14 protein-coding genes, 2 tRNA genes and 1 pseudogene are annotated in these 15310 nt (G+C 63.4%); 8 read left to right on the top strand and 9 right to left on the bottom strand.

The window, feature by feature from the left end; translation table 11 throughout:
* Window positions 1-193: 193 nt before the first annotated feature.
* Together G9463_RS10670 and G9463_RS10665 are read right to left on the bottom strand one after the other, a co-directional pair.
* Window positions 194-463, bottom strand: a complete 270-nt coding sequence (locus tag G9463_RS10670; protein ID WP_165896673.1) for a hypothetical protein — start codon at window positions 461-463, stop codon at window positions 194-196.
* A gap of 83 nt (window positions 464-546) precedes the next feature.
* Entirely contained in the window at window positions 547-1230 is a 684-nt protein-coding gene (locus G9463_RS10665) for a class I SAM-dependent methyltransferase (protein ID WP_165896672.1), read from the bottom strand.
* A gap of 216 nt (window positions 1231-1446) precedes the next feature.
* On the opposite strand from G9463_RS10665, the gene G9463_RS10660 reads away from it, so the two are divergent.
* Both G9463_RS10660 and G9463_RS10655 read left to right on the top strand, forming a co-directional pair.
* Window positions 1447-2790, top strand: a complete 1344-nt coding sequence (locus tag G9463_RS10660; protein WP_007189418.1) for a tryptophanase — start codon at window positions 1447-1449, stop codon at window positions 2788-2790.
* A gap of 98 nt (window positions 2791-2888) precedes the next feature.
* Window positions 2889-3107, top strand: coding sequence for a hypothetical protein (locus G9463_RS10655; protein ID WP_004959128.1), 219 nt, complete (start codon window positions 2889-2891; stop codon window positions 3105-3107).
* Here the strand turns inward: G9463_RS10655 and G9463_RS10650 are convergent.
* From G9463_RS10650 to G9463_RS10620, 7 genes are all read right to left on the bottom strand, one after another.
* A complete protein-coding gene (locus G9463_RS10650; RefSeq protein WP_165896671.1) occupies window positions 3064-4041 on the bottom strand; it encodes a 5,10-methylenetetrahydromethanopterin reductase in 978 nt (325 codons plus the stop codon). The genes G9463_RS10655 and G9463_RS10650 overlap by 44 nt on opposite strands.
* Entirely contained in the window at window positions 4028-4801 is a 774-nt protein-coding gene (locus G9463_RS10645; protein ID WP_007189416.1) for a coenzyme F420-0:L-glutamate ligase, read from the bottom strand. The genes G9463_RS10650 and G9463_RS10645 overlap by 14 nt, the downstream gene beginning before the upstream one ends.
* A 110-nt stretch (window positions 4802-4911) precedes the next feature.
* Window positions 4912-5400 carry a metallophosphoesterase family protein gene (locus tag G9463_RS10640; protein ID WP_004959122.1) on the bottom strand — a complete coding sequence of 163 codons (489 nt, stop codon included), beginning with the start codon at window positions 5398-5400 and terminating at the stop codon, window positions 4912-4914.
* Between the two features lie 68 nt (window positions 5401-5468).
* Window positions 5469-5765, bottom strand: coding sequence for a winged helix-turn-helix transcriptional regulator (locus tag G9463_RS10635; protein ID WP_193569592.1), 297 nt, complete (start codon window positions 5763-5765; stop codon window positions 5469-5471).
* 121 nt (window positions 5766-5886) lie between these two features.
* Window positions 5887-6540 (bottom strand): hypothetical protein, encoded by a 654-nt coding sequence (locus G9463_RS10630; RefSeq protein WP_004959117.1) that lies wholly within the window; start codon window positions 6538-6540, stop codon window positions 5887-5889.
* 479 nt (window positions 6541-7019) lie between these two features.
* Window positions 7020-7092, bottom strand: a tRNA-Asp gene (locus tag G9463_RS10625).
* Window positions 7093-7142: 50 nt separating this feature from the next.
* Window positions 7143-7215, bottom strand: a tRNA-Asp gene (locus G9463_RS10620).
* A gap of 276 nt (window positions 7216-7491) precedes the next feature.
* Between G9463_RS10620 and G9463_RS10615 the strand changes: the two genes are divergently transcribed.
* From G9463_RS10615 to G9463_RS24500, 6 genes and pseudogenes are all read left to right on the top strand, one after another.
* On the top strand, window positions 7492-7719 hold the full coding sequence (locus tag G9463_RS10615) for a DNA-directed RNA polymerase subunit H (RefSeq protein ID WP_004959115.1): 228 nt from the start codon (window positions 7492-7494) through the stop codon (window positions 7717-7719).
* The gene (locus tag G9463_RS10610; RefSeq protein ID WP_004959113.1) at window positions 7719-9284 is read left to right on the top strand and encodes a DNA-directed RNA polymerase subunit B''; all 1566 of its coding nucleotides are present in this window, start codon (window positions 7719-7721) and stop codon (window positions 9282-9284) included. The genes G9463_RS10615 and G9463_RS10610 overlap by 1 nt, the downstream gene beginning before the upstream one ends.
* Window position 9285: 1 nt before the next feature.
* The gene (rpoB, locus tag G9463_RS10605) at window positions 9286-11112 is read left to right on the top strand and encodes a DNA-directed RNA polymerase subunit B (protein ID WP_121302309.1); all 1827 of its coding nucleotides are present in this window, start codon (window positions 9286-9288) and stop codon (window positions 11110-11112) included.
* Complete coding sequence (locus G9463_RS10600) at window positions 11109-14018, top strand: DNA-directed RNA polymerase subunit A' (RefSeq protein WP_004959109.1); 2910 nt, start codon at window positions 11109-11111, stop codon at window positions 14016-14018. The genes rpoB and G9463_RS10600 overlap by 4 nt, the downstream gene beginning before the upstream one ends.
* Window positions 14019-14020: 2 nt before the next feature.
* Window positions 14021-15208: a DNA-directed RNA polymerase subunit A'' gene (gene rpoA2, locus G9463_RS10595; protein WP_005537132.1), complete on the top strand. Its 1188-nt coding sequence runs from the start codon at window positions 14021-14023 to the stop codon at window positions 15206-15208.
* Window positions 15208-15310, top strand: a pseudogene (locus tag G9463_RS24500) (NusA-like transcription termination signal-binding factor); the annotation flags it as partial. The gene rpoA2 and the pseudogene G9463_RS24500, both read left to right, overlap by 1 nt.

Raw genomic sequence — 15310 nt, 5'->3', positions numbered from 1 at the left:
AGTCGCGCTCTCGTGGGACGACGCCTCGGCACGGGGACTGGTGGGATACTCTGCCCTGTCGACCAGTAAGTGTCTTGTGTGGGTGCCACATCCTCCGGGCCGTTCAATTGTAGCTACGATTACGGCGTGAGCGTATGTAACTCTGTGGATGGGTGAGAACAACACACATCCGTTTGACGGCCGGTAGCGCCGTTTACCAGGACTTACAGGCCCCACAGACGAGGTGCCCGTCCTGTGTCCACCGCCGCTCGACGACCTCGCCACACTCGGCACAGGCCGCTCCGTCGGGCGACCACGCGTAGGTCGTCACGGCCGGGTCGACCGCGTCGGTCGAAGCTTCAGAGTCGGAGGCTTCGCTTTCTGGCTCTGTAGTATCGTCTCCCGCAGACGCACCACTCTCTTCCTCGTCCTCGCTTTCGTCGCCGGCGTCAAGAAAGTCCTCCAGCGAGGTTTCTTCGGCCATACTCCTTGATATTGCCCGTGGCTACAAAATACCCTGTCGGTCGTTCCACTCGTAGTCCGCGTTTTGACACGCCGTCCCGGCCGTTATTCGGTGGCGACGCCGACGGTCAGCAGCGTCCCCAGTTCGCGGTAGCGCTCGACCATCGCCTCGCGCGTCTCGAACTCGTCCGTGGGGAACGTGTCTGCCGGCGGAATCTCCACCTCGCGGTCGGGGATCGTGTCCTGTGCAGCTACGGCCAGACCCGCTTCGCGGAACGCCTCGCGGTACTCGTCGGCGCTCCAGCGGGTCATCTCGATGTCGATGAACTCCTGCCACTCGTGGGAGTGGACGTTCTCCTCGTAGTAGTTCACCGCGATGTTGGCGGTCCCGCCGGGTCGCAGCACCCGCGCGATCTCTTCGAGGGTGTGTGGCGGGTCACTGGCGTAGTAGAACGCCTCCATTGAGAACACGTGGTCGATGCTGTCGGTCGCAAACGGCAGGGCGTCGAAGTCCCCACGCAGGAACCCGATGCCGTCGTCGTCCGTGTACCCACGGGCGTTCCGGAGCATCTCCGGCGACCCGTCGAGGCCATAACAGGGACCGGCGTCGTTGGTATCCCGGAGCGCACGGAGCGCATAGCCCGAGCCCGTCCCGAGGTCGAGCACCGTGTCACCCGGTTCGACCGGCATCCGAGCGAGAACGTGCTTGGCGGTGTGCCAGTGTCGGTCCTCCATTCCTCTGTCCTTGCCTTCGGCCGCCCACGCGTCGAATTCCTCGCGAACGCTCATACGTCCCTTCAGCAGTTGCGGCCTCAAAATGCCCGCTATTTCCGCCTGCCGGAAACAGGCAACCCACCGGCCGCTCGAAGGCTGTTCTGTCGACTGTTGACGTCTGGCTCTCCTGTTCACCGATACCCGTACCCGTCTGCTGATGGACATCTCACCCCACTTCTGTACACAAAATATCAGATGGGGAATAAGTCAATCGGCGTACTGCGACACAGCATGCGCTCGTACAAGGCCAAATCGGTAACCTCGATACAGCTTCCGCCCCGTGAGCGACGTGAGACCGTGCTCACCGAGGCCGGGCACAACGTCTTCAACCTCGCTGCGGATGACGTCTTTATCGACTTGCTAACCGATTCGGGGACTGGCGCAATGAGTGACGACCAGTGGGCGGCCGTGGTTCGAGGGGACGAGGCGTACGCCGGTTCGCGCTCGTTCAAACGCTTCCGTGAGACGGTCGCCGACGTGATGGGGTTCGACCGCGTGGTCCCGACACACCAGGGCCGCGGCGCGGAGAACGTCCTGTTCGGGGCACTGCTGGACGACGGTGACGTCGTTCTCAACAACACGCATTTTGACACCACCCGCGCACACGTGACGAATCAGGGTGCAATCGCGGTTGACTGCCCGGCAGAGACGGACCTGACCACTGATACCGTCGGGACGTTTGCCGGAAACTTCTCCACAGACCGGGGGTGGGACGCCGTCGAGGAGCACGGGCAGGACGCTGTTTCGGCCGTCGTTCTGACGATCACGAACAACTCCGCCGCCGGCCAGCCGGTGTCGATGGCGAACATCCGCGAGACAGCCGCCTTCGCCACGGAAATCGATGCAACGTTCGTCATCGACGCCTGTCGGTTCGCCGAAAACGCACAGTTCATCAAGCAACGGGACCCCGAATACGCCGATACGCCCCTCAGCGAGATTGCTCGCGAGCAGTTACGTCCCGCGGACGCAATCACGATGAGTGGCAAAAAGGACGCACTGGCAAACATCGGCGGGTTCACGGCTGTCCGAGACGCTGCCCTGTTTGAACAGTGCAAACAGCGCGCGATCCTGTATGAAGGATTCCCGACCTACGGTGGCCTCGCAGGTCGTGATCTTGAAGCGATGGCGACCGGCCTGCGGGAAGCGGTTCAACCGCCGTACGTCGCCGAGCGAATCGAACAGGTCACGAACCTCGGGGACCTCCTGCGTGATCGAGACATCCCGATAGTCACGCCGACCGGCGGTCACGCCGTCTACATTGATGCGGCCGCCCTGTTCCCGGATATTCCCGCCGACCAGTACCCCGGGCAGCGACTCGTCTGCGAACTCTACCGCGAGGGCGGCGTCCGGACAGTCGAACTCGGCTCGTTTGCCTTCCCCGGGACTAACCGTCCGGAACTCGTCCGTCTCGCCCTTCCTCGCCGGACGTACTGGCACGAACACCTCGAACACATCGCGGAGACTGCTGCACGAGTTCGTGACCGCCGCGACGAGTACTCCGGTCTGGAAATCGTCTGGGAGCCCCCAATGGAAGAACTCAGACACTTCTCAGCGGAACTTGAGCCTGTTGCGTAGGGCCATTCGCCCGTGGCGCTGCGCGACAGCAGCTCCCGGGAGTCCACGTGGTAGCCGGGAACGCAAACGCAAAGTAGGGCCACGCTAACGTTCAGGTAATGCAAGGACTGCTGTCGGAACTGCTCCAGAGCATCATCGACATGCCCGGCTGGTTCCTCGGCGTGGCACTGAACGACCCGCTGGCGGCACTCATGCTCGCTGTCGGGGCCGTCATTACGACCGTCTCGGTCGCCGCCTTCGGGTATCTGTCGCTGGGGGCCGCGCTCTCGCTGTTCAGCGGCTCCGGCGGTCGAGGACCGCCCCAAGCAAATCGATAGCCGTCTCGACATCCGGCCCAAGCGGCGACGCGAACACCACGCTGTCGGCGTGTTCTTCTAACGCCGCTGTCCGTTCGGCCACCGCTTCTGGCGTCCCGGCGATACAGAACGCGTCCAGCATCGCCTCGGTCACGCCATCGAAGGCGGCCGTGAACTCGCCGGCGGAAATCGCCTGTCCGATGTCGTCGGCGGCGTCGTGGTCGATGCCGTGGCGGTCGAGCACCGGCGGCGGCGACCCCGCCGCGACGAACGCGACCGGCGGCCGGGCGGCCTCCCGCGCTTCGGCTTCGTCCTCGGCGACCGAGACGCTGGCGTAGGCTGCGAGGTCGAACTCGCCGTACTCTTCGGGCCGCTCGTCGGCCATCTCTTCTACTTGCTCGCGTGCCCACGCGAGATCTTTTGGATGCGCGCCGTTGTACAGCGCCCCGTCGGCGTGTTTCGCCGCCATCCGGGTCATGTGCGGCCCCTGCGCGCCGACGTACACCGGAATCTCATCGACCTCGTAGTTTAGCCCGGCGTCGACGGCCTCGAACGTCCCGTCGTGGTTGACTCGCTCGCCGTCCCAGAGCTTCCGCGCGGTCGTGAACGTCTCCAGCACGCGGCGCAGTGCGTTGTCGTGGTCGAAGCCGAGGTTGCTGAGCGTCGATTTATCTCCCGGCCCGATGCCGAAGACGGCCCGCCCGTCGCTCAGTTCGTCGAGCGTTGCGACCCGCGAGGCCAGCGTCACCGGGTACGTCTCATACGGGTTGGCGATGCCGGGGCCGAGCAGCACCTCATCGGTCCGCTCGGCCATCGCGGTCAGCGACATGAACTGGTCGCGGTTGTTGTAGTGATGGCTGACGTACACGGCATCAAGCGCGTTCGATTCGGCCTGTTCGGCAAACGAGGCGAGCTGTGCGACCGGGTGTTCCGGGGTGAGTTCAATCGCGTACATGGGACCACTCTCTGAGTGCTTGTCTGACTACGTCCTTCTCCGGGTCGCGGAACAGCTGCTCGCTGCCCGCGTGGTCGCCGAAGTCGAAATCGCGGACGACTGCGGCGGGTGTTCCGCCGTCGCCTTCGCCGGTGACGAGGTTGGCTGCGGCGGCGAGTTCGTCGACGACGGCCTGGACGGTGGCTTCGAGTTCGCGGCCGTCGCGGTCGTGTTCGCCCCGCCAGTCCCGCGAGGCGGAGAGCCCGGCCCAGCCTAGCGCGACGCCGCGCTGGCCGAGGCGAAACGGCCGCCCCGACGTGTCGGTAACGATGACGCTGGGTTCGACTCCCGCGTGTTCACGGATGCCGTCGCGGATCGCTTCGGCCTCTGCCGTCGGGTCTTCGGGGAGCAAGAGAAGGTCCGCGCCGGGCACGTTCGAGCGGTCGATGCCCGCATTGACAGTGATGTGCCCGAACTTCGTCACGCCGAGGATGAAGGGGGCTTCGACCAGCACCTCCTCGCACTCGTCGAGAATCGCCTGTGCCATTCGCGGGTCTTTCTCCTCGTCGGCGATGTCTTCGATGGTTGCCGCAATGCGCTCAGCACGCCCGCTTGGCTCGTACGATGACAGCGACCGCCCGCGTCCGTTGGCCTTGGAAACGATGGTGCTGGCGACACAGACCACGTCGTCGTCCTGCAGGTCGGCCTGCTCGACGAGCAGTTCGGCCACGTCATCGCCAGGGCGGACCTCGGGCACCCCCTCGACCGCGAAGACTTCCATACCGCTCCTGCGGTCTCTGCCGGAAAAAGACCCGCGTTCGCTGCAAAGCCGGCCAATAGTGGCAACAGCTGCCGGTACATCTCGGGCGTGACGGCGATCACCCACCCGCGCTACAGTTCGTGCTGGGCCACGTCGAGCGAACCGTCCTCGACTGTCGCGGTCAGCATCGTCGGGCGGTCTGCCGGCGAGGCCCCTGTGACGCTGCCGGGGTTCAGGAGCCGGACGCCCTCGTAGACGATGTCTGTCTGTTCGTGGGTGTGGCCGGCGACGCCGATGGCGTTGCTGTCGGCCGCTTCGCGGACCGCAGTGGCGACACGGTCCGCCCAGCCTTGGTGTGGTCCAGTGCCGTGTGTCACGACAAACGTGACGCCGCCGAGTTCGACTGTCGCCCGCTCCGGCAGCCCTATCTGCGGGTCGATGTTGCCCGAAACGGCGGTCAGTTCCGTCGCCATATGGCGGATGTCAGCGAGCGCGCCTTTGCTGTCGAAATCACCGGCGTGGATGACGTGGTCGGCGACTTCGATGCGTTCCCGGAACGACGGGGGAATCTCATGTTCCCGGGACGGGATGTGCGAATCGCTGATGAGAGCGACATCCATACCGATGCATCACGTCGGCGTTCGAAAAGGGTTACTGCCACGGAAACGGGTGCCGACTGGTCGTCCGGCTATTCTGCGGACGCAAACACGTCTCGCAACCCGTCCAGCTGTTCGACCAGCCTGTCGATGCCGTTGTTGATCGTTCCGACTCGCTCGTCGATGTTGTCCACCGGAATCGCCCCCTGCGGTGTCGGCTCGATGAGTTCGTCGTCTTCCAGCATCCGTAGCGAGTACCGCACCTTATGTTTTGGGACATCTGTCTCCTCGGCGAGCCGAACGATACCGATCGGCCCGTTCTCGATGACGGCTTCGAGGATCGACAGGTCCCGCCCCTCCTTCTCAACCTGATCTTCTAGTCGGTCCATTCCCATAGCAAATCGTACCTGTGCATTTACGGTCGCGACACATAAACGCCCCAGTTGCGGCACTGTGATTCGGGTTTGCTCTCTGTCCCGCTCTGTGCCTCTGGTTTCGAACCGTCAGTCCCTATTCGTCTGAAACCGGCGTCCGTCGAAGCTCGTCGAGCTGGTCCCGGAGCTTGCTCAGCTCTGTCTCTAGTTCTTCGCGGCGGTCAATAAGCGCGCTCAGCTCTTCCGTGTTGACCGAGTAGTCGTTGTCCATCGCCACATCCAGCGCGTCGGTCGTTGCGCTCGTGAGGTCGGACGCGACCCGCAACACCTCGCTTGGCGTCCCGCGGGACTCGTACAGCTCCTGTTCGCCCGATAACGGGCTGTATGTCACCATTGGCGACTCAATGCCGCGGTGGTAGCTCACCGCGTAGCTTGTGTCTGTCACCGGATTGAGCCGGTCGTCCGCTCGCTCCGTCCGAACGATATTGAACGGCTCGGCCAGTGCGGGAAACGTGTCGGCGAGGTCCCGGAGCCGGTCCGCAGCGGTCACGTCCAACTGTGCTTCCACGTCGCCGAAAAACTGCCGCGAGTTGGTGAGACTGAACGCCACGGTGTAAAACACCGACTCGTCGCTGTCTGCCAGATTGCGAACACGGTCGCGGACCTCCTCGTGGCGGCCCTCGATAGTGAGCTTCTCCAGTTCCTCAAGCAGCGCCCGAACGCCCTCCTCGCGTTCGAGGAACGCCTCGACAATCGCGCCGGGCATTTCCTCGCCATCCACGTCCTCCATGGCCCCTCTTTTGCGGGGCCTCGTAAACAGTTTGTCGCCCGCAGTCGCTTATCGGCACGTCTTACAAGCAACACAAAACATATGCCAGCCGCCGTGGAGTGATAGCACGTCCGACCCCGGTGGACGGACACTATGACAGGCCAAGGGGGCACTCCCCGGCCGTCTGCTGTTGCCCTGCTCTTGTGATATCAGTATGTGCCGTTTTCTCAGCAAGTATGCGGTGTTTACTGCCTACTGAATAGCTACTAACGCGTGTACTGGGTTGAGATGTAGAACGAAAGCGACGCGATGAAACGCATCGTTTGTCGAGTTAAAATCAGAGAAACGCCCGGAGCGGGATTTGAACCAGAGCAAGACGTGCTCGCTCACTACGTTCGCTGTGCGCGACTTCCAGGATTCAAATCCCTGTTGCGCGTGTCATCGCTCACGATAACGGGCACACGCTAAGCGGTGCTCGTCGGGATTGTTCACAATAGGAACGCCCGGAGCGGGATTTGAACCCGCGTCACGACCGTGACAGGGTCGTATGATGGGCCACTACACCATCCGGGCAGCCTGCGAGCACACACTGCATGGCGCTCCCAGTTTGGTTGCAATAGGAACGCCCGGAGCGGGATTTGAACCCGCGTCACGACCGTGACAGGGTCGTATGATGGGCCACTACACCATCCGGGCCTTCGTTGCATTTCTTCGTACCTTGGTGTCGGTATTAAGACTTTCCAAAGAGACCCGCCCCGGGATGAGTGCACATGACGGGACCCAAAGTTCTATGTCCGGTCTGCTGCATGTGGTTGGTAGGAGCAACCACGCCCGCAGTCCGCGAGGGTGGGCGGGTCCGATAGCCACAGCAGAGCGACTTGGTAAGTGTTATATGCACCCCGACAGTACGGCCCTGTAGTATCTCGTGACAGCCACCTTCTCCAGCAGCAGGCCAAACGCACACGCACACACATGGTAGATGTAAGTCAACACGACCTCGTCCCAGACCACAGCGTCGTCGACGAGGATGACCTCGAAGCAGTACTCACTGAGTATGAAATCAAGAAGACGGACCTTCCGAAGATCAAGCGTACCGACAAGGCGCTGCCCGATGACGCCGAAGTCGGTGACGTGGTCCGGATCGTCCGCGACTCCAGAACGACGGATGAAGCCGTCGTGTATCGACTGGTGGTAGAATAATGGACACACAAGATCGCCGCGCTATATCGCGTGAATATTTCGCCAAGGAACGGCTCGCCGAACACCACTTCCGCTCGTTCAACGCATTCCTCGACCGGGGAATGCAGCAGGTCGTCGACGAGAAAGAGACCATCGAGACCGACATCGGTGACAAGGAAGGGCAGGAACCGGTATGGGTCGAACTCGGCGACGTCCGCGTCGTCACTCCACGGGTCCGCGAGGCTGACGGCAGCGAGGAACTGCTGTACCCGCAGGAAGCCCGACTCCGAAACATCACCTACTCCGCGCCGGTGTTCATGGAGATGGCCATCGTCCGCGGTGGCGAGGAAGAACCGGAGGAAGTCGTCGACCGGACAGAGACCAAGATCGGACGAATGCCCATCATGGTCGGGTCGAACAAGTGTAACATCGCGGGCTTCACCGACGAGGAACTCATCGACATCGGCGAGGACCCTGCAGACCCCGGTGGCTACTTCTGTGTCAACGGCTCCGAGCGGGTGCTGATGACCAGTGAGGACCTTGCCCCGAACAAGATTCTGGCCGAGTACGACACCAAGTACGGCGACGAGGTGCAGGTCGCCAAGACGTTCTCCCAGCGCCGTGGCTACCGCGCGCTGGTGCTGTGTGAACGGACCCGGGACGGGCTGCTGGAAGTCTCGTTCCCGTCCGTTTCGGGCAGTATCGACTTCGTCACGCTGGTCCGCGCGCTGGGGCTGGAGTCGGACGAGGAGATCGTCCACCGCGTCAGCGAGGACCCGGAAATCGTGAAGTTCATGCTGGAGAACTTGGAGGAGGCCGAAGTCCAGACGACCGAGGAAGCCATCGAGACGCTGGGCAAGCGTGTCGCCTCCGGGCAGGGCAAGAACTACCAGCTCAAGCGAGCTAACTACGTTATCGACCGCTATCTCCTCCCGCATCTACATGAGGAAGGCGTCGAGGAAGAAGAAGTCCGCATCAACAAGGCGTTTTACCTCTGCCGGATGGCCGAGGCGTGTTTCGAACTGGCACTGGGCCGCCGCGAATCTGACGACAAGGACCACTACGCCAACAAGCGGCTGAAGGTCAGCGGCGACCTGATGACCGACCTGTTCCGGACGGCGCTGAACAAGCTCGCCCGGGACGTGAAATACCAGCTTGAGCGGGCCAACATGCGAAACCGCCAGCTGTCCGTCTCGACGGTCGTTCGTTCTGACGTGCTGACTGAGCGACTCGAACACCCGATCGCGACGGGGAACTGGGTCGGCGGCCGTTCTGGCGTGAGCCAGCTGGTTGACCGGACAGACTTCATGGGGGTGCTGTCACACCTCCGGCGACTGCGCTCGCCGCTCAGTCGCTCCCAGCCACACTTCGAAGCACGGGACCTGCACGCGACCCAGTGGGGTCGCATCTGTCCCTCCGAGACGCCTGAAGGCCCCAACTGTGGGCTGGTGAAGAATTTCGCCCAGGCGATGGAGCTGTCACAGGACGTATCGGACCCACAGGGTCTCAAACAGGAGCTTGCCGAGATGGGGGTTCAGGGCATCCCCGGTATCGAGTCGATCGAACAGCAGCCCGCGGACGATTAATATGAGTCAGGGACGCGAAGCCAAAGTATACGTAAACGGTAGTCTGGTCGGCACACACCCCGACCCGGAACAGCTCGCAGAACAGGTACGACAGGCGCGACGACGGGGGGACGTCTCCCAGATGGTCAACGTCTCGGTCAAGAACCGGACCGGGGAAGTCATCATCAACGCCGACGCCGGCCGTGCCCGACGCCCGCTACTGGTCGTCGAGGACGGCGAACCGCTGATGACCGACGAGGAGGTCGAGCAGGTCAAAGAGGGCGAGCTCGAATTCGAAGAGCTCGTCGAACGCGGCCTCGTCGAGTTCATCGACGCTGAGGAGGAAGAGGACATCCTCGTCGGGGTCGACGAGGACGAACTCACGGAGAAGCACACGCACCTGGAAGTCGACCCGCAGCTGATGTTCGGTATCGGTGCCGGGATGATTCCGTACCCCGAACACAACGCCTCGCCCCGGATTACGATGGGGTCGGGGATGATCAAGCAGTCGCTTGGCCTGCCGTCGGCGAACTACCGCATTCGCCCGGACACGCGCCAGCACCTGCTGCACTACCCGCAGCTGTCGATGGTCAAGACCCAGACCACCGAACAGATCGGCTACGACGACCGCCCCGCGGCACAGAACTTCGTCGTTGCCGTCATGAGCTACGAGGGGTTCAACATCGAGGACGCACTCGTGATGAACCAGGGGTCGGTCGACCGCGCGCTCGCCCGTTCACACTTCTTCCGTACCTACGAGGGCGAGGAACGGCGCTACCCCGGCGGTCAGGAGGACCGCTTCGAGATTCCTGACGACGAGGTTCGTGGCGCACGCGGCGAGGAAGCGTACACGCACCTCGACGACGATGGCCTCGTCAACCCCGAAACGAAGGTCGGCGAGAACGCCGTCCTGCTCGGCAAGACCAGCCCGCCCCGGTTCCTCGAAGAGCCGGACGACATGGGCGGTCTCTCACCGCAGAAACGTCGGGAGACGAGCGTGACGATGCGCTCGGGCGAATCCGGCGTCGTGGACACGGTCACGCTAATGGAAGGCGAGGACGGCTCGAAACTTTCGAAGGTCTCTGTGCGTGACGAGCGCATCCCCGAACTCGGGGACAAGTTCGCGTCACGGCACGGCCAGAAGGGTGTCGTCGGCCACATCGCCCCGCAGGAGGACATGCCCTTCACCGAGGAGGGTGTCGTCCCGGACCTCATCATCAATCCGCACGCACTGCCGTCGCGGATGACCGTCGGCCACATCCTTGAGATGATTGGCGGAAAGGTCGGTGCGCTCGAAGGCCGCCGCGTCGACGGTACCGCCTTCACCGGCGAGGACGAGGATGAACTCCGTGGCTCGCTTGAAGAGCACGGCTTCGACTCTAGCGGCAAGGAGACGATGTACTCCGGTGTGACCGGTGAGAAGATCGACGCGGAGATCTTCGTCGGCGATATTTTCTACCAGAAGCTGTACCACATGGTCTCGAACAAACTGCACGCCCGTTCTCGCGGGCCGGTGCAGGTCCTCACCCGCCAGCCGACCGAGGGGCGCGCCCGCGAAGGTGGCCTGCGTGTGGGTGAGATGGAACGGGACGTGCTCATCGGGCACGGTGCGGCGATGGCGCTCAAGGAGCGCCTGCTCGATGAGTCCGACCGCGAGTGGATCAACGTCTGTGGACAGTGTGGGATGACCGCCGTCGAGAACGTCGAGCAACGGCGCATCTACTGTCCGAACTGCGAGGAGGAGACCGACATCCACGAGGTCGAGATGTCCTACGCGTTCAAGCTCCTGCTCGACGAGATGAAGGCGCTCGGAATCGCCCCGCGGATCGAACTGGAGGACGCAGTATGAGCTCACAACAGACACCCCAGGAAATCGGGCAGCTCAGCTTCGGGCTGATGGACCCAGAGGAGTACCGAGAGATGTCGGCCACCAAAGTGATTACGGCCGACACGTACGACGACGACGGCTTCCCCATCGACATGGGGCTGATGGACCCGCGACTCGGTGTCATCGACCCCGGACTGGAGTGCAAGACCTGCGGGAAACACAGCGGGTCGTGTAACGGCCACTTCGGCCACATCGAACTCGCTGCGCCCGTCATCCACGTCGGGTTCGCGAAGCTCATCCGCCGACTCCTGCGCGGGACCTGCCGGGAGTGCTCCCGGCTCTGTCTCGACGAGCACGAGCGCGACGAGTTCGCTGACCGACTGACACGGACCCAGGACCTCGGTCGCGACCTCAACGACGTGACCAAGGCCGCCATCCGGCAGGCCCGCAAGAAGGACCGCTGTCCGTTCTGTGGCGAGAAGCAGTACGACATCAAACACGAGAAGCCGACCACCTACTACGAGGTGCAGGACGTGCTGGCCTCGGACTACCCCGAGCGGATCGCCGCCGCGATGGAGGAGTCCGAGGACCCGATCTCGCCGATCGACCTCTCCGAAGAAACCGGCATCGACAGCAGCCGTGTGCAGGAGATTCTCAGCGGCGAGTTCCGACCCCGGCAGGAGGACCGCCGCGCTCTGGAAAAGGCGTTGTCGGTTGACCTGACCGAGGAGGACATGAACAAGCTGATGCCCAGCGACATCCGGGACTGGTTCGAGGACATCCCGGACGAGGACATCGAAGTGCTGGGGATGAAGCCGGCCCGCTCCCGACCGGAGTGGATGATTCTGACGGTGCTGCCGGTGCCGCCGGTCACCGCTCGCCCCTCGATTACGCTGGACAACGGCCAGCGCTCCGAGGACGACCTCACCCACAAGCTTGTGGACATCATCCGCATCAACCAGCGGTTCATGGAGAACCGCGAGGCGGGTGCGCCACAGCTGATTATCGAGGACCTCTGGGAACTGCTGCAGTACCACGTCACCACGTTCATGGACAACGAGATTTCGGGCACGCCGCCGGCGCGACACCGCTCCGGCCGGCCGCTGAAGACCCTCTCCCAGCGCCTGAAAGGCAAGGAGGGCCGATTCCGTGGGTCGCTGTCCGGGAAACGCGTGAACTTCTCCGCTCGGACCGTCATCTCGCCGGACCCGACGCTCTCGCTGAACGAGGTCGGTGTGCCGGACCGGGTCGCCAAGGAGATGACCCAGACGATGAACGTCACCGAGCGCAACCTTGAGGAAGCGCGACGGTACGTCTCCAACGGGCCTGAAGCCCACCCCGGCGCGAACTACGTCAAGCGGCCGGACGGCCGCCGACTGAAGGTGACCGAGAAGAACTGCGAGGAACTCGCGGAGAAGGTCGAGCCGGAGTGGGAAGTGTCCCGCCATCTGGTCGACGGTGACATCATCATCTTCAACCGCCAGCCATCGCTGCACCGGATGTCCATCATGGCCCACGAGGTCGTCGTGATGCCGTACAAGACGTTCCGGCTGAACACGACGGTCTGTCCGCCGTACAACGCTGACTTCGACGGGGACGAGATGAACATGCACGCCCTGCAAAACGAGGAGGCCCGGGCCGAAGCCCGCGTCCTCATGCGCGTGCAGGAACAGATGCTCTCCCCGCGCTTCGGCGAGAACATCATCGGCGCGATTCAGGACCACATCAGCGGGACCTACCTGCTGACCCACACCAATCCGAAGTTCAACGAGACGCAGGCGCTTGACCTGCTCCGGGCGACCCGCATCGACGAGCTGCCCGAGGCCGACGGCGTCGACGAGGGCGGCGAGGAGTACTGGACCGGCCGCTCGCTGTTCTCGGAGCTGCTGCCGGACGACCTGAATCTGGAGTTCACGTCCTCTGCTGGCGACACTGTCGTCGTCGAGGACGGCCAGATGACTGGCGGCACCATCGACGAGGACGCCGTCGGGGCCTTCGGCGGCGAAATCGTCGACACCATCGCCAAGGACTACTCGCGGACCCGTGCCCGGATTCTCGTCAACGAGGTCTCGGCGCTGGCGATGCGGTCGATCATGCACTTCGGGTTCTCCATCAGCATCGACGACGAGTCTATCCCACGAGAAGCGGAAGAGCAGATCAACGACGCCATCGACAGCGCGTACGACCGCGTCGAGGAACTCATCGAGACCTACGACCGCGGCGAACTCGAATCGCTGCCCGGCCGGACCGTCGATGAGACGCTCGAAATGAAGATCATGCAGACGCTGGGCAAGGCGCGTGACTCCGCCGGTGACATCGCCGAGGACCACTTTGGCGAAGACAACCCGGCCGTCATCATGGCCGAATCCGGTGCGCGTGGGTCGATGCTGAACCTGACCCAGATGGCCGGCTGTGTCGGCCAGCAGGCAGTCCGTGGCGAGCGGATCAACCGTGGCTACGAGAACCGAACCCTCTCACACTTCGAGGAGAACGACCTGTCGGCCGACGCCCACGGCTTCGTGGAGGCCTCCTACCGCTCCGGGCTCGGCCCGAAGGAGTTCTTCTTCCACGCCATGGGTGGCCGCGAGGGGCTGGTCGATACGGCCGTCCGGACGTCGAAGTCCGGGTACCTGCAGCGCCGGCTCATCAACGCCCTGTCTGAACTCGAAACGCAGTACGACGGGACCGTCCGGGACACTTCGGACACCATCGTCCAGTTCGAGTTCGGCGAGGACGGCACGTCGCCGGTCGACGTGTCCTCGAATCAGGACGGGGACATCGTGGATGTCGAACAGATCGCCGACAGCGTCCTCGACGAGGAGTTCGAGAGCGAGAAGCAAAAAGAGAGCTTCCTCGGGACCCGCACCGAGCGGACCAACCTCTCGGAGCACGCGGACGACTGGTGGATGGCCGAGGGTGACGACTAACAATGACAGCACACGACGTATCAGCAGACATCGAAGCCGTCGTCGAGGACACTGAGCTGCCGCGACGGCTGAAAGACGAAGTGTACAGCACCATCGAGGAACGTGGCGTCGGCGTCGACGACGCCGACCGCATCGCCAAGGCCGTCGAGACCCGCTACCTCGACACGCGCGTCGACCCACTTGACCCGGTCGGGACCGTCTCGGCTCAGTCCATCGGCGAACCGGGAACGCAGATGACGATGAACACGTTCCACTATGCGGGGGTCGCCGAGATCGACGTGACACAGGGCCTGCCACGGCTCATCGAGCTGGTGGACGCCCGGAAGACGCCGGACACCCCGATGATGACGGTCCACCTTGATGAGGAGTACGCGACGGACCGCGAGCGCGCCCACGAGGTCGTCTGGAAGATCGAGGCGACGCGCATCCTCGCGCTGGGTGACATCTCGACGAACGTCGCGGACATGCTCGTCGAGATCGACCTCAACGAGGACACGCTGCTGGAGCGGTGGCCGACGGTCAACGACACGGACGCCATCGCCGAGGAGATCGCCGAGACCATCGAATCGAATCTCGGCGTCTCGACCCGGCAGGCCGGCACGCTCATCGAGTTCGGCCCGGAGGAACCCAGCTACCGCGACCTCTTGCAGCTGGTCGAGGAGCTACGGGAGATCGTCTTCAAGGGGATCGAGGAGATCACCCGCGTCGTTATCCGCAAGGAGGAGACGGACAACGGCGAGGAGTTCGTCCTCTACACCGAGGGCTCGGACTTCGGCGAAGTGCTGGACATCGAGGGCGTCGACGCCTCCCGGACGACATGTAACAACATCCACGAGATCTACCGGGAACTCGGCGTCGAAGCGGCCCGCGAGACGCTCATCAACGAGACGATGAACACGCTCGAAGAGCAGGGGCTTGACGACGTGAACGTCCGGCACCTGATGCTCGTGGCCGACATCATGACCAACGAGGGGACTATCGAGTCCATCGGCCGCCACGGCATCTCGGGGTCGAAAGACTCCGTGCTCGCCCGTGCAGCGTTCGAGGTGACGGTTAATCACCTGCTCGACGCCGCCATCCACGGCGAGGTCGACGAACTCGACGGCGTCACGGAGAACGTCATCGTCGGGAAGCCGATCAAACTCGGCACTGGTGACGTCAACCTCCGGATGGGTACGACTCAGGACTGATGCGGGTCGAACTCTCGGACGAAGCACGTCGACTGGTCGCCCTCTTCGAGGACGAGGCAGCCGTCACCGTCCGGGATTGCGTCGTCGATGAGGACCACGACC

The organism is Haloarcula sp. JP-Z28, assembly GCF_011440255.1.
In the GTDB taxonomy this organism is placed as follows: domain Archaea; phylum Halobacteriota; class Halobacteria; order Halobacteriales; family Haloarculaceae; genus Haloarcula; species Haloarcula marismortui.
The sequence above is the reverse complement of the archived record's forward strand: the minus strand, read 5'-3'. Positions and strand labels throughout refer to the sequence as shown.